This window comes from Billgrantia endophytica, from assembly GCF_002879615.1.
GTDB classification, from domain to species: Bacteria; Pseudomonadota; Gammaproteobacteria; order Pseudomonadales; family Halomonadaceae; genus Halomonas; species Halomonas endophytica.
Genome location: NZ_PNRF01000007.1, coordinates 75,229 through 97,692, shown reverse-complemented (window position 1 = coordinate 97,692; position 22,464 = coordinate 75,229). Strand labels below are relative to the sequence as shown.

Below are 22,464 nucleotides of genomic sequence, written 5' to 3'. Positions count from 1 at the left end.
GTAGAGTTTATTTCGTTTTACAAATAAAACCCGTATCAACAGAATAAAAAAACAAGCAGAAAAGCACGAGCCCCAATCTTTGATATTACATTAATGTGAAGATTTCATTTTAAAGAAGTTAAATTTTAATATATCACAGGAATGCAACGTTTTTATGACCACAGTGCAAAAAATCTCTTCGCAGGCAGGAGGCTCCGAGGCTCCCGCCCACACCAAGACTCTTTCAGTGAATGGTCGTGATTATCGCTATCCTCGGCAACCGGTTGTCGTGATTTGCTATGACGGTTGCGATCAGCGCTATATCGACGCGGCCATTGCCCAATCGATCATCCCCAATATGCAACGAATGATGGAACACGGTTTCGCGGGCTCCTCATTGGCGACCATGCCGACCTTCACCAATCCAAACAATGTATCGATCGTCTGCGGAGCGCCCCCCAGCGTACATGGTGTCTCGGGCAATTATTACCTGGATCGCGAAACGCGACGCGAGGTCATGATGCTGGATGCCACGCTGTTGCGTGCGCCGACTATCCTGTCCTCTTTTTCCCACCAAGGCGCCCAGGTGGTTGCCATCACCGCCAAAGATAAGCTGCGCAAGGTGCTTGGCCATGAAATGCTCGGCATCGCCTTTTCGGCGCAACATGCCGACACATGCACGCTCGAAGAAAACGGTATCGAAAACGTAGAGGAACTCGTGGGACGCCCGGCGCCGATGCAGTATGACGCGGACCTTTCGCTGTTCGTGCTCGATGCGGGAGTTCGGTTGCTCGAAACGCGCGGATTCGGCCTTGCCTACCTGTCGCTCTCCGACTACGTACAGCACGCCCATGCGCCGGGAACGCCGGAAGCCAACGCTTTCATGGCGGCCGTCGATGTGCGGCTGGGGCGCCTGGCTGAACTCGGCGCCATCGTAGGCATCGTCGCCGACCACGGCATGAGCGACATGGCGGATGCCGACGGCGCTCCCAAGATCCTATACCTGGGTGACGCCCTCGACGAGACTTTCGGCAAGGGTGCCACACGAGTGATCTGCCCGATCACCGATCCTTTCGTGCGTCATCACGGTGCCCTTGGCGGCTTCGTGCGGGTCCACTTCATGCAGGATGGGCTGGACGCAGCCTCGGTGCTCGACTTCATCGCCTCGCGAGACGGTGTCGCACTGGCGCTGCCCGGTCCCATCGCCGCGCAACGCTTCGATCTGCCTGCCGATCGCGAGGCCGACATCGTCGTCATCGCAGAACGCGGTGTGGCCCTGGGAGCGGGCACGCAGGACCATGACCTGAGCCAGCTTGCCGGTACGCGGCTGCGCTCCCATGGAGGCCTGGAGGAGCAGCCAGTGCCTTTCATCGTTTCACACTCGCTCAGTGATGCCTATGCCGAGCGCGCGAAGGCCCAGCCTCTGCACAATTTCGACATTTTCGACTTCGTGTTGAATGGAGTGGAGGTCTGATGCGCCGCGTGGTCGCCGTCATCCTCGACGGGCTGAGACGTGATTTCGTTCGCCCCGACACCACCCCGCACCTGGCACGCTTCAAGGAGCGCTGCCAATGGTTTGCAGCGCACCGCAGTATGGCGCCCTCGGTGACCCGGGTCTGCTCGTCGAGCTTTGCGACCGGCTGCCTGCCCATGCGCCACGAAGTCGAGGGGAACACGCTGGCGCTGGTCGAGGATGGCCGCTTTGCAGTGCACGATGTAGGCCAGCCCGGCTTCTTCGCTCACAAGCGGCGTGTCACCGGCCGCTCGCTGGCCGCCCCCACGCTCGCCGAGCGGCTACACAATCATGGAGGCGCCGTGCTCTTCTCCAACGTCTCGCCGGGGGCCGCCTATGCGCACGATCCGGACGGGCATGGCTTCGTCTACCATCGCGCCGGCTCTTTTGGCCCAGGCGGCAAGCCCGTGGCACCGGAACGAGCCCTCGGCATCGGCCCCGATATCACCGGCGACAGGATCATGGCCGAGCGCTTCGTGGCAGAGACGTTGACCGCGCATGAGCCGGCTTTCGCCCTGATATGGCTCGGTCACCCCGATACGACCCAGCATGCGGTACCGCTTGGCTCCCCCGAACATCTCGCCGCACTCAAGTCGGCGGACGAGCATGTCGCGCTGGTCATTGACGCCGTCGACCGCCTGCGCGCCGCGGGCGATGACGTGCTTCTGCTCGTTGGCTCCGACCATGGCCACCAGACCGTACACAGCGTGGTAGACGTCGAAGCGGAGACGGCCAAGCTCGGCTACGCGGATGCGATCACGGCCAACGATCTCATCATCGTGCCAAATGGCACCTCGGTTCTCGTCTATGCCAGCGAGGCAGGGCGCCCGCTTGTCCCGCAACTCACCGAACGGCTCGCTGCGCAGCCCTGGGTCGGGGAGGTGCTCGCCGGATCGGCGCTCGCCAGGATCGGACAAACGGAACGGCGCGGTCTCGCGCTGTTCCTCTCTTTGACTGCCGATCATGAAGTCAATGCCTTCGGCGTACCTGGCCGCAGCTATGCCGCCAAACCCCGTGGCGGCAAGGCCGACCGCCTTGGCTGCGGGCAGCACGGCGGACTCGGCACGTATGAGCAGTCACCGGTCCTGGCGATCGAGGGTTCCGGCTTCACCGCGGGAGCCGCCGTCGATCACCCCTCCTCCCTTATCGACATCGCCCCGACCGTCCTCTGCCATCTCGATCTCCCCTCGAACGGCATGGACGGTAGGTCTTTGCAAAACCCGCCAGCAATGGAGCTCTTCCGATGACGATCGAAACTCTCACAATCACCCGGCGCCGCTTACTCGCCGCCGCCGCCGCGACCGGCCTTGCTAGCACCACTGGCCTTGCTGGTCTAATGCGAATCGCACACGCCAATGTGGCCAGTACGGGCGGCGTGCTGCGTTATGCGACACTCGGTCTCGACACCTCCGACCCACATCGCCACACCGGCAGTATCGGCGTGCAGCAGGTCTTCGTGGAAGCCCTCACCTCAATCGGCCCGGACGGTGGTATCGAGCCTTTCCTGGCAGAATCGTTCGAGGTTTCGGACGACGGACGCGTCTATACCTTCCATCTCCGCCCGGACGTGCGCTTCCACAATGGAGACGTGATGACCGCGGCCGACGTGGCTGCCAATATCGAGCGCGTGCGCACCCATGTGACGGGGGGCTGGCTCGCCTCGGCGATGGCCTTCGTCGAGCGGGTCGAGACCCCGGACGATACGACAGTCGTGCTCACCATGCAGCGTTCCTATGCGCCATTGCTGGCGCTCATGTCCGAACTCTGGGTCCTCTCGCCGAAGTCGGACGGCTGGGACGATACCATTTCGCTACCAATCGGTACCGGTCCCTTCCACTTCGGCAACTGGCAGCCCAATGTCCAGTTGGTATCGCCACGCCACAGTGGCTATTGGCAACCGGAGTTGCCGCATGTCGACACCATCAGGTTTGACCTACGCGAAGACACCGATAACGCCTTGGCGCTCCGGGCGGGCGATCTCCATATCGGTGTGATCGATCGTGCCAGCGCAGAGCAGCTTGCCCCGGACCCCGCCATCGACATCAAGCCGCTCAAGGACTCTAACTGGTTTTTCATCTCCTTCAATAACCGCAACCCGCGTCCACCCTTCGACGATGTGAGGGTGCGCAAGGCGATCACCTATGCCATAGACAAGGCGGCTTTCATCCGCTTTACCGCCGGTGACTATGGCGTCGTCACCAACCAGATGGTGAAACCGGGCAACCTATACTTCGACCAGTCGGTACATGACGCCGACGTTCATGCCGAGCCCGATCTAGACAAGGCGCGGGAGTTGCTTCAGGAAGCCGGCGTGGACCCCTCCACGGTTACGATCCAGTTCATATCCTGGCAGGAGAGCTATCCTCAGGTCGTCGTTCAGATGGTACGCAGCCTCGGTTTCCAGGTGAACCATGTCGCCCTCGACGATCTCGGTGCGCAGAACCGGCTCGGGGAATACGACTGGGACATGAACTGCATGGCCTCTGGCCCCAGGGCGGACATCTTTCTGCGCTATGTGCGCCTGATGAGTGATGGCCCCAATCCCGTACTTTGGGGTGGGGTACAGGATCCCGAGTTCGATCGACTCGTCAATGAAGCCGTTGGCGAGCCCGACTTCGAAGAGCGCAAAGCCCTGTACCTTGCCGCCTGGCAGCGTGCCATGGACAATTACTATACCGTAGTGCTCGGGCACGGCTCGGATCTCATTGCCGTACGACAGGAGGTGGAAGGCTTCGATACCGGCTTCACCTGGTCGCCAAACTGGGCGGGTGGCGGCGTCGGTCATGCGCAACTCGTGGATGCCTCGTGAGTCTGCCTGTCCACCCGGACACCGCACCGGCGCATGCGCGACTACCCTTTCCGAGCGGGGCTAGCGTCGGTGCGGTCCTGGTCACGGCGATTCTGGTCATCGCACTCATTGCACCCTGGGTCGTCCCCTACGACCCGCTCTACCAGAACCTGCTGGCGATCAATACACCACCGGGCCCGGAGTATTGGCTGGGTGTCGATCATCTCGGTCGTGACGTTCTGTCACGGCTGATCATGGGCAGTCGCACCACGCTCGCCATCAGTGTTGGCGGCGTAACGCTTGCTTTCTTCATCGGGGGCTGCCTCGCACTCCTGGGCCTGGCTCTTGGGCGCGTCAGCGAAAGGCTCGTATTTGGAGGGATCGACCTCGCTCGCGCAATGCCTGACATCCTGCTTGCGCTGCTGCTGATCGTAGCCTTGGGGTCGGGTGCGGTGCCGGTGGCGATAGCCCTCGGTGTCTCTTTCTCGCCATTCTTTGCCTATGTGGCACGGACCGCCTACAAACGAGAAATGGCCCAGGACTACGTGCGCGCGGCGCGCCTGTTCGGCGGCGGCCGATTGCACGTCCTCCTCCGCCACGTACTGCCCAATATCGCGGGCGGCCTCGTGACCCAGGCGGCCATCATCCTGCCGCGCTGTATTGTCACCGAATCGGTACTGAGCTTCCTGGGTCTTGGCTCCTCGCCCGATGCTCCCACCTGGGGGCGCATGATCTCCGATGCGAGCCGTTTCATCGAGCAAGCGCCGCACGCAATCCTCGCCCCAATGCTCACCCTCGTCCTGCTGACCGTGAGCCTGTTACTGGTAGGTGACTATTCGCGGGCACGGCTCGATCCCCTGCGTGGGGCACGCAATCGCCAAGGAGTGATGCCATGAACCTGCTTCAAGACATCGCGTTCCAACTTGCCAGGGCACTGATGCAAGCGTTTGCCATCATGGTTATTGTCTTCTTGCTGGTGCGTGTCACTCCGGGTGACGTGGTGGATGTTCTTGCCATCGAGGGGGACCTCACTGCCGAGCAGCAGGAGGTGATGCGCGAAGAGCTTGGCCTCGACCGTCCGCTGGTTACTGAATTTTTCAATTGGGTCAGGCAGGCGGCAACCGGTGACTTGGGTCAATCGTTACGCTATGGCAGGCCAGTTGCCGACATGGTGGGCAACGCTCTGCCGACGACGCTCACCCTCGCGGCATCAAGCTTTATCATCGGCCTCGTGCTCGCTTTCTCCACGGCACTCACCGCCACCATGACGCAAGGCCGCTTCACCACCTCGCTGGTCAATCTCCTCAACATCTGGTCGATCGCCTTTCCGACCTTCTGCGTGGGGGTGGCGGCAATCCTGGTCTTTTCCATCTGGCTCGGCTGGCTGCCCGTTCTTGGTGCCATGATCGCTCCTGTCGTCATCATCGGTATCGACAACGCGGGTCAGATTGCCAAGCCCCTGTTCGAAGAATTGCGCGAGGCTGCCAATTCGGCCCATGTCAGGACAGCTCGGGCCAAGGGGTTGCATCCCGTGCGCATCGCCATTGCCTACCTGCTTCCAACCGCAATTCCCATCGCGCTTGCGCTCTCCGGCCTCATACTGGCCGGCCTGGTTGCCGGTACGCTCACCATGGAAGTGCTTTTCGGCCTATCGGGTATCGGCAGCCTGACGCTGCAAGCCATCCATGGCCGCGACTATCCGGTGGTGCAGGGGGCGGTCGTAGTGATCGCGCTCGGCATCGTCGCCATCAATACCGTCATGGATATCCTTCATCGGCTGATCGACCCGAGGCTCGCACGATGACAGCTCCTCTTCTCAAAGTGGATAATCTATGTATCTCGGCTCCCTCCGGGCCTATCGTCCAGGGGGTTGGTTTCACTCTGGAGCGTGGCCGAACGCTGGCGCTGATAGGCGAATCCGGTTCCGGCAAGTCGATGACTGCCCTCTCGATCCTGGGCCTGTTGCCACCGGGGCTATCTCATGCGACCGAAGGCGGTGTCATCTTCGCGGGCGAGGCGTTGCCGCTTGGCGAGGAGCGGCGGATGCGGACGATTCGCGGCAAGCGCATCGCCATGGTCTTTCAGGATCCAATGGCTTGCCTCAATCCTTTCTCGAGCGTCGGCTCGCAGCTCGATGAAACGCTGCGACGGCTCAACGTCACGGCTCGTGAAGTGCGTCGCGAACGCTCGCAACGTCTGCTGACCGAGGTCGGGTTGCCCGACCCGCCAACGATCTTGCGCCGTTATCCGCACGAGCTCTCCGGTGGGCAGCAGCAGCGCGTCATGATCGCCATGGCCATCGCCGGCGAGCCGGAGCTGCTAGTCGCCGACGAACCCACCAGCGCGCTCGACGCAAGCGTCGCCGACGGCATCGTACGTCTGCTCGCCGATCTCCAGAGGCGCCACCGGATGGCCATGCTCTTCATTACCCACGATCTCGCGATCGCTGCACGACTCGCGCACGACATCGCAGTCATGCAGCGTGGAAAGGTCGTCGAGATCGGTGCCGCTCAAGTGTTGATGTCGGCTCCTCGCCACCCCTGTTCCACCCGGCTCATCGGTGCACGTCGCATGCTGGGAGCGCCGCGCTCTCCGGCGCCGACGACAATCGAAAGTCGCGTTCTTGTCGCCAATGGAGTATCGGTCGACTACGCGCCGCGCCGGCTGTTCGGCCGCCCATTCCGCGCGGTCGAGGACGTATCGCTCACGCTGGGTGCCGGCAACACCCTCGGCATCCTGGGGGAATCAGGCTCAGGCAAGAGCACGCTCGGTGCGGCCATTGCCGGGCTGATCGGCATCTCAGGCGGGTGCATGACGGTCCTCGGCCAAGAGAGGACACAGCGCCTCCACACCCTGCAAGGCAGCCGACGGCGCGAGTGCCAGCTCATTTTCCAGAATCCTTACGGCGCGCTCAATCCACGTCTCACCATCGCGCAACTCATGGCTGAACCGCTCGCATTGATGGGGGTGGCAGCGGCACAGCACACGGAGCGGACTACGGTAGCGCTCGCCGAGGTCGGGCTAGAGCGGCAGCACATGATGCGTTATCCACACCAGCTTTCTGGCGGCCAGCGCCAACGTGTTTCCATCTCCCGCGCGCTTCTCTGCCGGCCACGGCTGCTCGTATGCGACGAGGTGGTCTCGGCGCTCGACACGACCGTGAAGGTTCAGATACTGAAGCTACTCAAGCGCTTGCAGGAGGCGTACGGCTTCGGCATGGTATTCATCGGTCACGACATCGAGGTCGTACGCTGGATCTCCGACGAGATCATCGTCATGCACAAGGGCCGGATCACGGATCGTTTCGCCGCGGCTGAGATGGAGGCGGACGAACGCGACACCTGGACCAAGCGACTTCTCGCTTGCACTAGGGTGCCATCCCATTCACCGAGTACGGCTCACGCCTGCGGGTGAGTACGGAATGCGCTTTCCAGCGACTGCCCCTATCACTACAGTCGTGGCTAAACTTGCCGACTACATCGATGACCTGGCCCGTGGTTGGGCGATACCTCCCCTGATGAAGGTCGCGCCATGACTGTATACGGCAGTACTAGCGGTCGATACCTTCCTGCACTGCCCACACCGCCGCCTCCACCCGCGAGCGCAGGTTGAGCTTCTTGAGCAGGTGCTTGACGTGCACCTTGACGGTGCCCTCGGTGATGTCGAGCTTGCGGGCGATCAGCTTGTTGGATAGCCCGGCGGCCAGTTCGCGCAGGATCTCCCGCTCGCGCTGGGTCAGGCTGTGGATGTCCGGCGTGGCCGGCTGGGAACGCTGGTTGCGCAGTGCCTCGGCCAGCAGGGCGGTGAGGCTTTCGCTGACCACCATGCGCCCCAGTGCCACCTGGCGCAGCTGGCGCACCATGTCTTCGGGCTCCATGTCCTTGAGCAGATAGCCGTCGGCACCGCCGCGCAGGGCCGCGACAAGATCCTCTTCGTGGTCGGAGACGGTGAACATCACGATGCGTCCGGCATATCCCTCCTCGCGCAGCCGCTTGAGGGTCTGGATGCCGTCCATGCCCGGCATGTTCAGGTCCAGCAGGATCATGTCCGGGTCCAGTTCGCCGGCCATGTGCACGCCGACTTCCGGTTCGCCGGTATCGCCGACCAGCAGCAGGTCGTCCTCCAGCTCCAGCAACTGGGCCACGCCCCGGCGCAGCAACGGATGGTCGTCGATGATCAGGATACTGGCGGGGGTCTCGTTGGTTGACTGGCCCATTTGTGCTCTCAGTTTCCGTGGTCGTGAATGGTGGGTTCCTCGACGGGCTGCCGGGTGATCAGGCGTGCCGTCTGCGGGGTGAAGATCACTTCGACTCGGGTACCGCCCTCGGCACGGTTGGCCAGGCGAAGCTCCCCGCCCAGGGTGTTGGCCCGGTCACGCATGATCACCAGCCCGTAGTGCATGGGTGGGGAGTCGTCGTTGGCAAGCCCCACGCCGTCGTCCTCGATGCGCAGCACGATCCGCGCATTCTGGAACTGTACCGTGACGGCGGCCCAGTGGGCCTGGGCGTGCTTGTGGGTATTGCTCAGGGCCTCCCGGGCGATCTGCAGGACGTGGATCTCCTCGTTGGGATTGAGCAAGTGGGGCGGCACGTCGTAGTGCAGCTCCACCGGTGCGCCCATGCGGTCGGAAAACTCTTCGGTGGTCTGCTGCAGGGCCGATTGCAGACCCGACCCTTCCAGCTTGAGTCGGAAGGTGGTGAGCAGTTCGCGCAGCTGGCGATAGGCGCTGTTGAGGCCGGTACGCAGCTCGTCGAACACCGCCGCCTGCATCTCCCGAGGGGAACCCTTGCTCTGCATTCGCTCCAGCCGGGCCACCTGCATCTTGAGATAGGAGAGAGACTGGGCCAGGGAGTCGTGCAGCTCGCGAGCGATGATGGTGCGCTCGTTCATCAGCGATACTTGCTGCTCCTCCTCGATCCTCCGCTGCAGGTAGACGGCCGTGGCCAACTGGTCGGCCAGGGCGTTGAGCAGGCGGCGAACGCTGTCGGAAAGCCGCCGGTCCCTGGCGTGCCAGATCTCCAGGGTGCCCAGCATCTCGTCACCCACGCTCACCGGCAGCAGCAGGCATTCTCCCTCTTCCGTATTCGGCAGGGTCATCGGATTGGGATCGATCAGGCAGGCGTGGCAGTCGTGATCGCGACAGTATTCGGGGCGACGAGCGGCATGAGTCGCCAGGATCGGGATCTGACGATCCTCATGGGGATCGTTGATCGATAGCCGTATGGGCCCGATCTCGAGCAGTTGCTCGACCTGGCGCAACATGGGGGCGGCACTGGTGCAGAGATCGTTGCCGCCCCCATAGAGCCAGCGACTGCCATCGTGCAGTACCCGCATGACCTGATTGCTGCGCTCCAGCTCCTGTGTCTTGTACGTGACCCGAGCCTCCAGTTCGGCATAGCTGGACGCCAGCTGTTCGGCCATGTCGTCGAAGGTGCTGCCAAGCATCGCCAGCTCGTCGCTGCCCCTGAGACGCGTGCGATGGGAGAAGTTGCGGCGTGCGGTTTCCCGTGCCAGCACCATCAGCTGGCGCAGCGGTGCCACAAGGTTGTGGCGAATGTCGTAAAGGGCGATGGCCACCACCACGGCGGTGAGACCCAGGAAGAGGATCTGCAAGGCGCTCAGCAGACGGATCTTGGCTTCGGTGTTCTGCTCCAGCTGGGTGACCATGGTGTCGATCTCGCCGACCAGTCCGTCCAGCGCGCGATTGAGCGCTTCGACCCGCACATGCTGACTGGCAACGGCCTGGCTCACCTCGGGGGCGAGCTCGTTGTGCCAGCGCGACAGCACCAGGCGATACTGCTGGCGCAGTTCGTGAGCCTCCGAAACGGGAATGGCGCCGGTCAGATTGTCGCTGGCCAGGCGCGTCTCGAAGCGGCGCTTCAGTACATGCACTTCGGCCTGGTGCTCCATTGAGGGGGTTCGCTCGAAGCGCTGCAGGGCGGCCACGATCTGGTAGGTATTCATGCGCAGCGAACCCGCCACGTTGATGGCGGCGGCATCGCCCCGGCTGCCGCCGGCCACGGCCATGGTCACCACGATGCTGATCAGCGCCATGGCACTGATCGCCAATAGTGAGGCCACGATGCGGGCCACCAGGGAGCGTTGCAGCAGTTTCATCGCCAGTTGGGCACTCCGGAGCGTTTCAGGAGGGGGGCATTCACTATACCCCAGTGGGTAACCGCTGCATCCTACCCTAATAAGTCGCAGCGTCACCCTACAAAGGGGTACCTCTCATGCCCTTTTGACCTGATGGCCAAGGGTGCCGAGAATTCCTTCGACCACTCCATGAGACTCCCCGTTCATGCTGTCTGCCGGAAAAGCCCCTGCTGCGGGCCTGCAGGTCGACTATCGTTCGCTGGTGGTCGTGCTGCTGTCGCCGCTGGCTTTCGCGCTGGTCTTTGCCAGCTGGACCATCTTCGCCGTACTGGGCGTCGAGCTGAAGAGTGCGCTGCACTTCGGTGAAGTCCAGTTTGCCGCCCTGCTGGCCATGCCCATGTTCACCGGTGCGCTGGCGGCCCTTCCCATGGCGGCCCTGGCGTCACGCTTCGGTGGCCGTCGGGTGATGATCGCCTGCCTTCTGTTGATCTGCCCCTTTCTCTGGGGCATCGCCCACTCCCGGGACTACTGGAACTTCCTGGCGGCCGGCGCCGGGCTGGGACTGGGTGCCGGTTCGCTGGCGGCGGGACTCGTCTATGTTGCCGCCTTGTGTCCGCGTCGCCATGCCGGCCTGGCCCTGGGACTCTACGGCGCCGGCATGCTCGGGGCGGGTCTCACCTATTTCCTGCTGCCGCTGGTCAGCCAGGCCTATGGCTGGCCGATGGCGCCCAAGCTCTTCCTGCTGCCGATACTGCTGGTGGCGGGACTGCTGTGGGTCTTTGCCGAGGATGCACCCAGGGTGTCGCAACCCGAACCAGACGACGGCCTTGACGAACTCGAGGCCGGTGACAGGGGCGGCACGCCGGCGCGACGTTGGTTGCCGCCGCCGCCGGCGGTGTGTCGCCTGGCGCTCTACTACAGCTTCTTCTACGGCGCCTTCGTGGCGCTGGCGCTATGGCTACCGGGCTACCTGGCGGCCCAGTACCAGTTGCCGCTGAAGAGCGCGGCGCTGTGGTCGCTGCTCTTCACCCTGCCGGGTGGGCTGGGGCAGATACTCGGCGGGGCGCTGGCCGATCGGCGCGACTTCCGCGATTTGCGCTGGTGGGTCAGCGCCTGCGTGATGGTCTGTCTATTCCTGCTCTCCTACCCCGACTTCACCATGCAGGTCCATGGCATATACGGTGACCTGATGCTGTCATTCTCCATGCCGCTGGGGGGCCTTGTCGGCCTGCTGACGATAATGGGGCTGGCCATGGGAGTCGGCAAGGGCAGCCTGATGTGCCTGCTGTACCGGGACCATGGCGACGACATGCCCAGGGCGGGCGGCCTCGCACTCGCCCTGGGCGGGCTGTTCGCCAGCCTGCTGCCGCTGATGTTCGTTCTCGGCAACGAATGGATCGGCATTCGCACCGCCGGCTTCATGTTCCTCTATGCCGCGCTCGCGGTGTGCATGCTGGTGATGTTCCGGGACCCGGACTCACGCCCCGTCGTTCGTTGCTAGCAAGGCTTATCCCCTTTCTTTTCGGTCTCTATCACCTTGTGGGTAGTCGGGGTGTATATGGAGGTAACCGGGCAGTAATCCGCTTTTCGATACTCCAGAATCCCCTCCATGAACTTGCCTGTCGGGTGGCCTGCGAAAGACGCAGCGCGGCACGCGGGCGGGGTGGCCCAGGGCCACGCATCATTTCAAGGAGCCTGGAGACGACCATGAGTCACTTCTTAGATCGGCTGAATTTTTTCCGCAAGGCGCGCGAGCCCTTCGCCAACGAGCATGGTGAATCCCGCGAAGAATCCCGTGGCTGGGAAGACGGCTACCGTCAGCGTTGGCAGCACGACAAGGTCGTGCGTTCCACTCATGGGGTGAACTGCACCGGCTCCTGCAGCTGGAAGATCTACGTCAAGAACGGCCTGGTCACCTGGGAAACCCAGCAGACCGACTACCCGCGCACCCGCCCCGACCTGCCCAATCACGAGCCGCGTGGCTGCCCGCGCGGCGCCAGCTACTCCTGGTACATGTACAGCGCCAACCGCCTCAAGTATCCCTTGATTCGCAAGCCGCTGCTCAAGCTGTGGCGCGAGGCGGTCAAGGAGAAGGGCGACCCGGTCGATGCCTGGGCCTCCATCGTCGAAGACCCCGCCCGCACCAGGCAGTACAAGCGCGCCCGCGGCATGGGTGGCTTCGTACGTGCCAACTGGGACGAGCTCAACGAGCTGATCGCCGCCTCCAACGTCTATACCGCCAAGCAGTACGGCCCGGACCGCATCATCGGCTTCTCGCCGATCCCCGCCATGTCCATGGTCAGCTACGCCGCGGGCAGCCGCTACCTGTCGCTGATCGGCGGCGTATGCATGAGCTTCTACGACTGGTACTGCGACCTGCCGCCGGCCAGTCCCCAGACCTGGGGCGAGCAGACCGACGTGCCCGAGTCCGCCGACTGGTACAACTCCGGCTACATCATCGCCTGGGGCTCCAACGTGCCCCAGACCCGGACCCCGGACGCCCACTTCTTCACCGAAGTGCGCTACAAGGGTACCAAGACCATTTCCATCACGCCGGACTACGCCGAGGTTTCCAAGCTCACCGACGAATGGCTTTCGGTGAAACAGGGCACCGACGCGGCGTTGGGCATGGCCATGGGCCACGTGATCCTCAAGGAATTCCACCTCGAGAAGCCCAGCCCCTATTTCACCGAGTACGTGCGCCGCTACTCCGACATGCCCTTCCTGGTGGAACTGGAAGCGCGCGAGGACGGCAGCTTCGTGCCGGGGCGTCAGCTGCGTGCCAGCGACTTCGACGCCAACATGGGCCAGGACAACAACCCCGAGTGGAAGACCGTTGCCTGGGACGAGACCCGTGATCAACTCGTCGTCCCGCGTGGCTCCATCGGTTTCCGCTGGGGCGAGGAGGGCAAGTGGAACCTCGAGCCCATCGATGCCGATGGTGCCGAGATCACGCCGCTGCTGACCCTGGCCGAGACGCACGATGAAGTGGCCAGGGTCGCCTTTCCCTACTTCGGCGGTATCGAGCACGAGCATTTCAACCATGTGAAGGGCGAAGGCGCCGGTGCGGCCGATGACCTGCTGTTCCACTGCCTGCCCGCCAAGCGCATGACGAAGGCCGACGGCAGCGACGTGCTGGCCGTGACCGTCTTCGACCTGATGTGCGCCAACTACGGTATCGACCGCGGCTTCGGCAAGGAAGGCGAGGACGACGGCGCGACCTCCTACGACCAGATCAAGCCCTACACCCCGGCCTGGCAGGAGAAGATCACCGGCGTATCCGCCGAGCAGGTCGCCCGCATCGCCCGCGAGTTCGCCGACAACGCCGACAAGACCCGGGGTCGTTCCATGATCATCGTCGGTGCCGCGATGAATCACTGGTACCACATGGACATGAACTATCGCGGCCTGATCAACATGCTGGTCATGTGCGGCTGTATCGGCCAGAGCGGCGGCGGCTGGGCCCACTATGTCGGCCAGGAGAAGCTGCGTCCCCAGACCGGCTGGACCCCGCTGGCCTTCGGCCTCGACTGGCAGCGTCCGCCGCGCCACATGAACTCCACCTCGTTCTTCTACAACCACTCCAGCCAGTGGCGCTACGAGAAGCTCGAGATCAAGGAGATCCTGTCGCCCCTGGCCAAGATCGAGGACTACCCGGGTAGCCTGATCGACTTCAACGTACGCTCCGAGCGCATGGGCTGGCTGCCCTCCGCGCCGCAGCTGGGTACCAACCCGCTGCGCCTGGCCAAGGCCGCGGAAGCCGCCGGCCTGTCCACCAAGGACTACGCCGTACAGCAGCTCAAGAGCGGCGAGCTGTCCTTCGCCGCGGAAGACCCGGACAACCCCCGGAACTTCCCGCGCAACCTGTTCATCTGGCGCTCCAACCTGCTGGGCAGCTCGGGCAAGGGCCACGAGTACATGCTCAAGTACCTGCTGGGCACCCGTCACGGGATCCAGGGCAAGGACCTGGGCGAGTTCGGCGGCCAGAAGCCGCAGGAAGTGACGTGGCACGACGACGCGCCGGAAGGCAAGCTCGACCTGGTGGTCACGCTGGACTTCCGCATGTCCTCCACCTGCCTCTACTCGGACATCGTGCTGCCCACGGCGACCTGGTACGAGAAGGACGACCTCAACACGTCCGACATGCACCCGTTCATCCACCCGCTGACCGCGGCCACCGACCCCGCGTGGGAGTCGCGCAGCGACTGGGAGATCTACAAGGGCATCGCCAAGGCCTTCTCCAAGGCCTGCGTGGGTCACCTGGGCGAAGAGACCGACCTGGTCACCCTGCCGCACCAGCATGACTCCCCGGCGGAGCTTTCCCAGCCCGAGGTGAAGGACTGGAAGAAGGGCGAATGCGAGCCGATCCCCGGCAAGACCATGCCGGCGTTGATCGAGGTCAAGCGCAACTACCCGGAAACCTACGATCGCTTCACGTCCATCGGCCCGCTGCTGGAGAGCATCGGCAACGGCGGCAAGGGCATCAGCTGGAACACCGAGTCCGAGGTGGAACTGCTCGGCAAGCTCAACCACCTGAAGAAGGACGGGCCGCACAAGGGGCGCCCGCAGATCGAGTCCGCCATCGATGCGGCCGAGATGATCCTCACCCTGGCGCCGGAGACCAATGGCCAGGTGGCGATGAAGGCCTGGGGCGCGCTGTCCAGGATCACCGGGCGGGATCACACCCACCTGGCGGAGCCCAAGGAAGACGAGAAGATCCGTTTTCGCGACGTGGTCGCCCAGCCGCGCAAGATCATCTCCAGCCCGACCTGGTCCGGCCTGGAAGACGAGCACGTCTCCTACAACGCGGGCTACACCAACGTCCACGAGATGATTCCGTGGCGTACCGTCAGCGGCCGCCAGCAGTTCTACCAGGATCACCCCTGGATGCGCGCCTTCGGCGAGAGCCTGCTGGTCTACCGTCCGCCGATCAACACCAAGACGGTGACCGGCTTCCAGCTGCCCGAGGACAACGGCTATCCGACCAAGGCGCTGAACTGGATCACCCCGCACCAGAAATGGGGCATCCACTCCACCTACAGCGACAACCTGCTGATGCTGACGCTCAACCGCGGCGGCCCGGTGGTCTGGATGTCCGAGCCCGATGCCAGGGAGATCGGCATCGAGGACAACGACTGGATCGAACTGTACAACGCCAACGGTGCCATCACCGCCAGGGCGATCGTCAGCCAGCGGGTCAAGGCCGGCATGGTGATGATGTATCACGCCCAGGAGCGCAACGTGAACGTGCCGGGCTCCGAGGTCACCAAGACACGTGGCGGCATGCACAACTCGGTCACCCGGGTCTGCCCCAAGCCGACCCACATGATCGGTGGCTACGCGCAGCTCTCTTACAGCTTCAACTACTACGGAACCGTTGGCTCCAACCGCGATGAATTCGTCCTGATACGCAAGATGAAGCATATCGACTGGCTGGACGGCGAAGGCAACGACAGCGTTCAGGAGGCCGTGAAATGAAGATTCGTTCCCAGGTAGGCATGGTCCTCAACCTCGACAAGTGCATCGGGTGTCACACCTGCTCGGTCACCTGCAAGAACGTCTGGACCAGCCGTGAAGGCATGGAGTACGCCTGGTTCAACAACGTCGAGACCAAGCCCGGCATCGGTTATCCGAAGGAGTGGGAGAACCAGAAGAAATGGAAGGGCGGCTGGCTGCGTCGTGCCGATGGCAAGATCGAGCCGCGCATCGGCGGCAAGTGGCGGGTGCTGGCGAACATCTTCGCCAACCCCGACCTGCCCGAGATCGACGACTACTACGAGCCGTTCGACTTCGACTACGAGCACCTGCACACCGCCAAGCAGGCCGATCACCAGCCGGTGGCCCGTCCGCGTTCGCTGATTTCCGGCGAGCGCATGAAGAAGATCGAATGGGGCCCCAACTGGGAGGAGATCCTCGGTACCGAATTCGCCAAGCGTCGCAAGGACTCGAACTTCGAGAAGATCCAGGCCGACATCTACGGCCAGTTCGAGAACACCTTCATGATGTACCTGCCACGCCTGTGCGAGCACTGCCTGAATCCCACCTGCGTGGCCTCGTGCCCGTCGGGCGCGATCTACAAGCGGGAAGAGGACGGCATCGTCCTGATCGACCAGGACAAGTGCCGCGGCTGGCGAATGTGCATCTCCGGCTGCCCGTACAAGAAGATCTACTACAACTGGAAGACCGGCAAGTCCGAGAAGTGCATCTTCTGCTACCCGCGCATCGAGGCGGGCATGCCGACCGTGTGCTCCGAAACCTGTGTGGGCCGTATCCGCTATCTCGGCGTGCTGCTGTATGACGCCGACCGCATCGAGGACGTGGCGAGCTCGCCGGACGAGCGCGATCTCTACCGTCGCCAGTGCGAAATCTTCCTGGACCCGAACGACCCGGACGTGATCGCCCAGGCGAAGAAGGACGGCATTGCCGACAACGTGATCGCCGCCGCCCAGGCCTCACCGGTCTACAAGATGGCAATGGAGTGGGGCCTGGCCCTGCCGCTGCACCCGGAATACCGCACCCTGCCGATGGTCTGGTACGTGCCGCCCCTGTCGCCGATCCAGTCCGCCGCCGAGGCCGGCAAGATCGAATACGACGGTGTGCTGCCGAAGATCGAGTCGCTGCGCATCCCGGTACGTTACCTCGCCAACATGCTCACCGCCGGTGAGGAAGAGCCCGTGGTGCTGGCGCTCAAGCGGCTCATGGCCATGCGCGTCTACATGCGCGGAAAGCACGTGGAAGGCCAGGCGGATGCCGAGGTACTCGACGCGGTGGGTCTCACCGGGACCCAGGTGGAAGAGATGTATCGCTACCTGGCCATCGCCAACTACGAGGATCGCTTCGTGATCCCCACCAGCCATCGCGAGATGGCAACCGAAGCCTTCCCGGAGCGTGGCGGCTGCGGCTTCAGCTTCGGCGATGGCTGCCACGGCGAGAGCAAGCCGAGCCTGTTCAACGGTCGCTCGCAGACCACCACCCTGGTCAAGCCGGTGGACGTCTTCGATCCGAAGGTGGGCACCAAGGAGACGCAACATGGCTGATGCCGCTATCCAGAAGAGTGAGCCGATGGCCCAAACGGAAGTCGGCATGCGCAGCCTGCGCGTGCTGGCCCGCCTGCTGGACTATCCGACCGAGGCGCTTCAGGGCGCCGCGGGGGAGTTGATCGAGGCCATCGACGCCGAGCGTCGCCTGGGCGGAGCGCTTCGCAACGACCTGATGCGCTGGTGCCAGCGCATCGCCGACGGCGACCTGCTCGAGCTGCAGTCCGAGTACGTGGCGTTGTTCGACAAGGGACGCGCCCACTCGCTGCTGCTGTTCGAGCACGTCCACGGTGAGTCCCGCGATCGCGGTCAGGCCATGGTCGACCTGATGAACGAATACCAGGAAGCCGGCTTCGAGCTGGATGCCCGGGAGCTGCCGGATTACCTGCCGCTGTTCCTGGAGTATCTCTCCACCCGCTCCGAGGCCGAGATCGGCCGCTGGCTGGGCGAGATCCGCCACATCCTGGCGCTGCTGGCGGCCCGTCTCGAGGAGCGCGATGCCGACCATGCCCTGGTGCCCCGTGCCCTGCTGGGGCTGATCGGCGCCGAGGCAGAGGTGGAAGCCCAGCGTGAAACCGTCGTGGGAGAGTCCCGCGACGATACCCCCGAGGCCCTGGACGCGGTATGGGAAGAGGAGGCGGTGCGTTTCTCCGCCAAGTCCGATGAGGACTGTGCGCTGCAGTCCGCCGAAGGGCGCCGTCTGGCCGAGCGCAAGCGCGAGACCCCGAGCCAGCCGGTACGGATCATGTCTCCCGGGGCGGATGCGCCCCCTGTGACCGGTCGCTAACAGGAGAACCGTCATGTTTGACGCCATTGCCACCTATTTCAACCACTTGATCTACGGCTACTACCCCTATCTGGTCGGCACCGTGTTCCTGCTCGGCAGCCTGATGCGCTATGACCACGGTCAGTTCACCTGGAAGACCGGCTCCAGCCAGATGCTGTCGTCGAAGAACATGCGCCTGGCCAGCAACCTCTTCCATGTCGGCATCATCGTAATCTTCTTCGGCCACCTGTTCGGCATGCTGACGCCGCACTGGATGTACGACAGGTTCCTCGACCCCAGCACCAAGCAGCTCCTCGCCATCGTGGTGGGCGGCATCGCCGGAGCCATGTGTGTGGTCGGCGGCGCCATGCTGCTGCATCGCCGCCTCACCAACGCCCGGGTTCGCGCCTCCTCCAGCGTCATGGATACGGCCATCCTCGGCCTGATCGTATTCCAGGCGGCGCTGGGGATGGTCACCATCCTCTTCTCCCTGGGCCACATGGATGGCGAGATGATGGTCACCCTGGCCAGCTGGGCCCAGGCGATCGTGTTCTTCGGGGGCGGCGCCGCCAACTACCTCGAAGAGGTGTCCTGGATCTACAAGCTGCACATCTTCGTCGGGCTGACCATCATCCTGCTGTTTCCCTTCACGCGGCTGGTGCATGTCTGGAGCGTGCCGTTCGGGTATATCACCAGGCGCTACCAACTGGTCCGCCGCCGGGGTTGAACACAAGCTGGCTGCGCTCGGCTTCGCGAGTAATGGCACCACCCGAGGGAGCCGGGGACAGGTGGACGAGGAGGTCTTTTTCCAGGGAAGGAAAAAGTAGCGTCCAGGGAAGGATTCACAGCGCCTCCTTGGAAACCTTGTCCCCGGGGCTGCCCCGGCAAGATTATTGAGGTGAATGACATGCAAATGATCGAAATCGAACAGCTGCCGGGGAGTGTGAGCCCCCCGCCCATCCGGGTCGGCGGAAGGTCGATCGACGAGGAAAGCATCGCCCGGGAAATGCAGTATCACCCGGCTGCCACGGCGGGCGAGGCCCAGCTGCAGGCCGCCCGTGCCCTGGTGGTACGCGAGCTGCTGCTCCAGCGTGCCGACGAGCTGGGGCTGGTATCGGCCGACAACGCCGAGGAAGGCGACAACGATGCCGCCATCGCCAGCCTGCTGGCGCGGGAGCTGGAGGTGCCGGAACCCTCGGAGGCCGACTGCCGGCGCTTTTTCGACGCCGCGCCGGAGCGCTTCAGCGAACCGACCCGGCTGGCGGTTCGCCACATTCTGCTGGCCGCGGCGCCGGACGATGCGCCGGCCCGCGACGCCCAGTATCGCCTGGGCGAGTCGCTGATCGCGGAGCTGGAGACCATTCCCGAGCGCTTCACCGAATTCGCCATGCGCCACTCCGCCTGCCCGTCGAAGGAGGAGGGCGGCGAACTGGGCTGGCTGGCGCCGGGCCAGACCGTCGGCGAGCTGGATCGTGCCCTGCAGCACCTCCCCGAGGGACTCCACGAGCGGCCGCTGGCCTCGCGCTACGGCTGGCACGTGATCCTCATCGACGAGCGGGCAGAAGGGCAGCGCCTGCCGTTCGACCAGGTCGTCGACCGGGTGCGCCACAACCTGCGTGAGCAGGCCACGAGGCGCGCCCTGCGTCACTATTTGCTGGCGCTGGAAGCCGAGATCGGTGTCGAAGGAGTAGAGCTCGACGATGATGCCGCCGGCAGCCTGATGCAATAGGAGAGATTTCATGGCCCATGTTCACGCCGATACCCCCTTCGCACCGCTCGGCATCGCCGTGTTGACCGTGTCCGACACCCGCGGTTTCGATCGCGACGGCAGCGGCGACCTGCTCGGCGAGCGCCTGTCCGAGGCGGGCCATGCGCTGGTCGAGCGCCGTATCGTGCCCGACGATATCTATCGCATTCGTGCGGTCGTCTCGAAGTGGATCGTGAGTGACGACATCCAGGTGATACTCGTCAATGGCGGAACCGGCTTCACGGCTCGCGATACGACGCCCGAGGCGCTGACGCCACTCTTCGACCGGGCGGTGGATGGCTACGGCGAGCTGTTCCGTCAGCTCTCCTTCGAGTCCATCGGCACGTCCACGATCCAATCCCGCGCCGTGGCCGGCGTCGCCAACGCGACGCTGATCTTCGCCATGCCCGGCTCGCCCAAGGCCTGCGCCACCGCCTGGGATGGCATTCTGGCCGATCAGCTGGATGCCCGGACCCGGCCCTGTAATTTCGTGGCCATGGTGATGCCCGAGCAGTCGGCATGCGCGTCTCGTGTGCCGGGCACGGCGCCTGACCATGGTCAAGGAGCGCACGCATGAGCTGTGCCAACCTTGGCAAGGCCCTGCTCGACCTGGAAGTCGCCCGGGAGCGAATGATCGCCGCCGCCAGGCCGATCCAGGGTGAAGAGCGGCTGGCCCTGGTGCGGGCCGCCGGCAGGGTGCTGGCGTGCGATATGACGGCGCAGCTGGATATGCCGGGTGTCGACAACAGTGCGATGGACGGCTATGCCTTTCGCCTGGCCGAGCTGAAGGCAGCGGGCGAAGAAGGCTTGCCAGTCGTCATGCGGGTACCGGCGGGCGCTGCGGTATCGGCACTGCCTGACACTGGCTGTGCAAGGATATTCACCGGTGCGCCGGTACCGGAAGGCGCCGACTGCGTGATTCCCCAGGAGCGGGTCACGCTGGACGGCGAGGGGCACATGCACGTCATCGGCGAGGTGACGTCGGGCGCCAACATTCGCCGGCGCGGTGAAGAGTATCGCGGCGGCGATGCGCTGCTGTCGGCGGGCTCGACCCTCGATGCGCCGGCCCTGGCCATGCTGGCCAGCCAGGGGTTCGCCGAGGTGCCGGTGCTGCCGCGCCTGACGGCCGCGTTGATCTCCACCGGCGACGAACTGCTCGAGCCCGGCCTGCCGTATGCTCCGGGGCGGGTCTACAACAGCAATCGGGTGATGCTGCAGGCGTTGCTCGAGCGGCAGGGCTGCGATGTGCTCGATCTGGGGATCGTCGCCGACACGTCGGAGGCGCTGCGCGAGGCCTTCGTGGTTGCCCGCGATAGTGCCGACCTGGTGATCTGCACCGGCGGGGTGTCAGTGGGCGAGGAAGATCACGTCCGGCCGGTGCTCGATGAGCTGGGCGGGCTGGTGTTTCATGGGGTGGCCATCAAGCCTGGCAAACCCTTCGCGTTCGGCTTCCTGGATGACGGCACGCCTGAGGGGGTGCCCATGATCGGGTTGCCGGGCAACCCGGTGGCATCGCTGGTGGGATGGCAACTGCTGGCACGACCCTTCATCCAGAGGTGCCAGGGGCGAGCCGTGGGGGTATTGCAACGAGTTACCGCCCGTGCCGGCTTTTCGCGACGGGGCAGCCCGGGGCGGTGTGAATTGCTACGCGTCACGCTCGACTGGCAAGGCGGCCTTCCGGTAGCCTTTCTTGCCGGTGGCCAGGGTTCCCATATGCTGCGGGCAGCCAGCCAGGCGCACGGCTATCTGATGATGGCTGCCGATACCGACGTGGAGGAAGGTCATGAATACCCCTATCTGCCCGCCGGACAGTTCGACGGCTGATCTGCTGTTCAAGCCCAAACAGCTGCGCGAACTCGTTCATGGCGTACCCTGGTTGGACGCGCTGGATGATGACGAAGTGACATCGCTGCTGGAAGGCTCCGAGCTGCATGCGCTGAAGAATCGCGAGTGGCTCTTCCGCCAGGATGCGCCGGCGCATTGGCTCTATATCGTCATCAATGGTGCCGTGCGCCTGGCGCGCTCCGCCGGGGATGGCCGCCTGGCCACCATCCGCTGCGTCGAGCGTGGTGGCACCCTGGGCGAACTGAGCATGGTATCCAGCGCCGGTATCTATCTCTATTCGGCGGAAGCACTGCGCCGCACCCATGTGCTGGCCATCCCCGCACAGCGCTGCCGCGATCTCATGGACCGGCAGCCGGCGTGTCGCGCCGAATTCATGAGCCGCCTGGCGCTGGAGCTTACCGAGCGCCTCGAGGACCTGGCCCTGTTGACCCAGGCCGACGCCATGTCGCGTCTGGTCAGCTATATCCTGCGCCAGTTGCCCGGAGGACGTTCGAAGAGCCCCCGGGTGGTGCGCCTGTCCATACCCAAGCGTTGGCTGGCCGCCCAGCTCGCCATGACGCCGGAGACCCTGTCGCGGTTGCTGGCCAAGCTGCGCGACAGCGGGGCCATCAATATCGACCGTCAGCGGCTGCTGGTGCTGGACGAGCAGAAGCTGCGCGATGCCATGGTAACGGACGACTGACCCCTGACTCC

General features: G+C 64.1%; 17 protein-coding genes. 15 read left to right on the top strand and 2 right to left on the bottom strand.

Annotated elements, in window-relative coordinates:
* Positions 1-226: 226 nt before the first annotated feature.
* From phnA to C1H69_RS02345, 6 genes are read left to right on the top strand one after another with little or no spacing between them, the layout of a single operon-like run.
* The gene (gene phnA / locus C1H69_RS02370; protein ID WP_205738392.1) at positions 227-1,453 is read left to right on the top strand and encodes a phosphonoacetate hydrolase; all 1,227 of its coding nucleotides are present in this window, start codon (positions 227-229) and stop codon (positions 1,451-1,453) included.
* Complete coding sequence (locus C1H69_RS02365) at positions 1,453-2,739, top strand: alkaline phosphatase family protein (RefSeq protein ID WP_102651810.1); 1,287 nt, start codon at positions 1,453-1,455, stop codon at positions 2,737-2,739. Before phnA ends, C1H69_RS02365 begins: the two co-directional genes overlap by 1 nt.
* A complete protein-coding gene (locus C1H69_RS02360; protein WP_165789401.1) occupies positions 2,736-4,301 on the top strand; it encodes an ABC transporter substrate-binding protein in 1,566 nt (521 codons plus the stop codon). The genes C1H69_RS02365 and C1H69_RS02360 overlap by 4 nt, the downstream gene beginning before the upstream one ends.
* Complete coding sequence (locus tag C1H69_RS02355; RefSeq protein WP_108724225.1) at positions 4,298-5,176, top strand: ABC transporter permease; 879 nt, start codon at positions 4,298-4,300, stop codon at positions 5,174-5,176. Before C1H69_RS02360 ends, C1H69_RS02355 begins: the two co-directional genes overlap by 4 nt.
* The gene (locus tag C1H69_RS02350) at positions 5,173-6,084 is read left to right on the top strand and encodes an ABC transporter permease (protein WP_102651809.1); all 912 of its coding nucleotides are present in this window, start codon (positions 5,173-5,175) and stop codon (positions 6,082-6,084) included. Before C1H69_RS02355 ends, C1H69_RS02350 begins: the two co-directional genes overlap by 4 nt.
* Positions 6,081-7,694, top strand: a complete 1,614-nt coding sequence (locus C1H69_RS02345; protein ID WP_102651808.1) for a dipeptide ABC transporter ATP-binding protein — start codon at positions 6,081-6,083, stop codon at positions 7,692-7,694. The genes C1H69_RS02350 and C1H69_RS02345 overlap by 4 nt, the downstream gene beginning before the upstream one ends.
* Positions 7,695-7,830: 136 nt before the next feature.
* On the opposite strand, the gene narL is transcribed toward C1H69_RS02345, so the two are convergent.
* Complete coding sequence (narL, locus tag C1H69_RS02340; RefSeq protein ID WP_102651807.1) at positions 7,831-8,496, bottom strand: two-component system response regulator NarL; 666 nt, start codon at positions 8,494-8,496, stop codon at positions 7,831-7,833.
* Between the two features lie 8 nt (positions 8,497-8,504).
* Positions 8,505-10,397 carry a histidine kinase gene (locus C1H69_RS02335; protein WP_102651806.1) on the bottom strand — a complete coding sequence of 631 codons (1,893 nt, stop codon included), beginning with the start codon at positions 10,395-10,397 and terminating at the stop codon, positions 8,505-8,507.
* Positions 10,398-10,581: 184 nt separating this feature from the next.
* On the opposite strand from C1H69_RS02335, the gene C1H69_RS02330 reads away from it, so the two are divergent.
* The 9 genes from C1H69_RS02330 (at position 10,582) to C1H69_RS02290 (ending at position 22,453) form a co-directional block, all read left to right on the top strand.
* Positions 10,582-11,877 carry an MFS transporter gene (locus C1H69_RS02330; protein WP_102651805.1) on the top strand — a complete coding sequence of 432 codons (1,296 nt, stop codon included), beginning with the start codon at positions 10,582-10,584 and terminating at the stop codon, positions 11,875-11,877.
* A 206-nt stretch (positions 11,878-12,083) separates the two neighbouring features.
* Positions 12,084-15,854 carry a nitrate reductase subunit alpha gene (locus C1H69_RS02325; protein WP_102651804.1) on the top strand — a complete coding sequence of 1,257 codons (3,771 nt, stop codon included), beginning with the start codon at positions 12,084-12,086 and terminating at the stop codon, positions 15,852-15,854.
* Positions 15,851-17,413, top strand: a complete 1,563-nt coding sequence (gene narH, locus C1H69_RS02320) for a nitrate reductase subunit beta (RefSeq protein ID WP_102651803.1) — start codon at positions 15,851-15,853, stop codon at positions 17,411-17,413. The genes C1H69_RS02325 and narH overlap by 4 nt, the downstream gene beginning before the upstream one ends.
* A complete protein-coding gene (gene narJ, locus C1H69_RS02315; protein ID WP_102651802.1) occupies positions 17,406-18,200 on the top strand; it encodes a nitrate reductase molybdenum cofactor assembly chaperone in 795 nt (264 codons plus the stop codon). The genes narH and narJ overlap by 8 nt, the downstream gene beginning before the upstream one ends.
* A gap of 13 nt (positions 18,201-18,213) precedes the next feature.
* Positions 18,214-18,906 (top strand): respiratory nitrate reductase subunit gamma, encoded by a 693-nt coding sequence (narI, locus tag C1H69_RS02310; protein WP_102651801.1) that lies wholly within the window; start codon positions 18,214-18,216, stop codon positions 18,904-18,906.
* A 180-nt stretch (positions 18,907-19,086) separates the two neighbouring features.
* The gene (locus C1H69_RS02305) at positions 19,087-19,908 is read left to right on the top strand and encodes a peptidylprolyl isomerase (RefSeq protein WP_102651800.1); all 822 of its coding nucleotides are present in this window, start codon (positions 19,087-19,089) and stop codon (positions 19,906-19,908) included.
* Positions 19,909-19,918: 10 nt separating this feature from the next.
* Positions 19,919-20,503, top strand: a complete 585-nt coding sequence (moaB, locus tag C1H69_RS02300; RefSeq protein ID WP_102651799.1) for a molybdenum cofactor biosynthesis protein B — start codon at positions 19,919-19,921, stop codon at positions 20,501-20,503.
* On the top strand, positions 20,500-21,750 hold the full coding sequence (locus tag C1H69_RS02295; protein ID WP_102651798.1) for a molybdopterin molybdotransferase MoeA: 1,251 nt from the start codon (positions 20,500-20,502) through the stop codon (positions 21,748-21,750). Before moaB ends, C1H69_RS02295 begins: the two co-directional genes overlap by 4 nt.
* Entirely contained in the window at positions 21,710-22,453 is a 744-nt protein-coding gene (locus C1H69_RS02290; protein ID WP_102651797.1) for a Crp/Fnr family transcriptional regulator, read from the top strand. The genes C1H69_RS02295 and C1H69_RS02290 overlap by 41 nt, the downstream gene beginning before the upstream one ends.
* The last annotated feature ends 11 nt before the right edge of the window (positions 22,454-22,464 follow it).

Excerpts from the sequence above, each read along its gene's own strand:
- C1H69_RS02365 (WP_102651810.1), top strand. The coding sequence starts at position 1,453 with ATGCGCCGCGTGGTCGCCGTCATCCTCGACGGGCTGAGACGTGATTTC.
- C1H69_RS02360 (WP_165789401.1), top strand. The coding sequence starts at position 2,736 with ATGACGATCGAAACTCTCACAATCACCCGGCGCCGCTTACTCGCCGCC.
- C1H69_RS02350 (WP_102651809.1), top strand. The coding sequence starts at position 5,173 with ATGAACCTGCTTCAAGACATCGCGTTCCAACTTGCCAGGGCACTGATG.
- C1H69_RS02345 (WP_102651808.1), top strand. The coding sequence starts at position 6,081 with ATGACAGCTCCTCTTCTCAAAGTGGATAATCTATGTATCTCGGCTCCC.
- narL (WP_102651807.1), bottom strand. The coding sequence starts at position 8,496 with ATGGGCCAGTCAACCAACGAGACCCCCGCCAGTATCCTGATCATCGAC.
- C1H69_RS02335 (WP_102651806.1), bottom strand. The coding sequence starts at position 10,397 with ATGAAACTGCTGCAACGCTCCCTGGTGGCCCGCATCGTGGCCTCACTA.
- C1H69_RS02330 (WP_102651805.1), top strand. The coding sequence starts at position 10,582 with ATGCTGTCTGCCGGAAAAGCCCCTGCTGCGGGCCTGCAGGTCGACTAT.
- C1H69_RS02325 (WP_102651804.1), top strand. The coding sequence starts at position 12,084 with ATGAGTCACTTCTTAGATCGGCTGAATTTTTTCCGCAAGGCGCGCGAG.
- narH (WP_102651803.1), top strand. The coding sequence starts at position 15,851 with ATGAAGATTCGTTCCCAGGTAGGCATGGTCCTCAACCTCGACAAGTGC.
- narJ (WP_102651802.1), top strand. The coding sequence starts at position 17,406 with ATGGCTGATGCCGCTATCCAGAAGAGTGAGCCGATGGCCCAAACGGAA.
- narI (WP_102651801.1), top strand. The coding sequence starts at position 18,214 with ATGTTTGACGCCATTGCCACCTATTTCAACCACTTGATCTACGGCTAC.
- C1H69_RS02305 (WP_102651800.1), top strand. The coding sequence starts at position 19,087 with ATGCAAATGATCGAAATCGAACAGCTGCCGGGGAGTGTGAGCCCCCCG.
- moaB (WP_102651799.1), top strand. The coding sequence starts at position 19,919 with ATGGCCCATGTTCACGCCGATACCCCCTTCGCACCGCTCGGCATCGCC.
- C1H69_RS02295 (WP_102651798.1), top strand. The coding sequence starts at position 20,500 with ATGAGCTGTGCCAACCTTGGCAAGGCCCTGCTCGACCTGGAAGTCGCC.
- C1H69_RS02290 (WP_102651797.1), top strand. The coding sequence starts at position 21,710 with ATGAATACCCCTATCTGCCCGCCGGACAGTTCGACGGCTGATCTGCTG.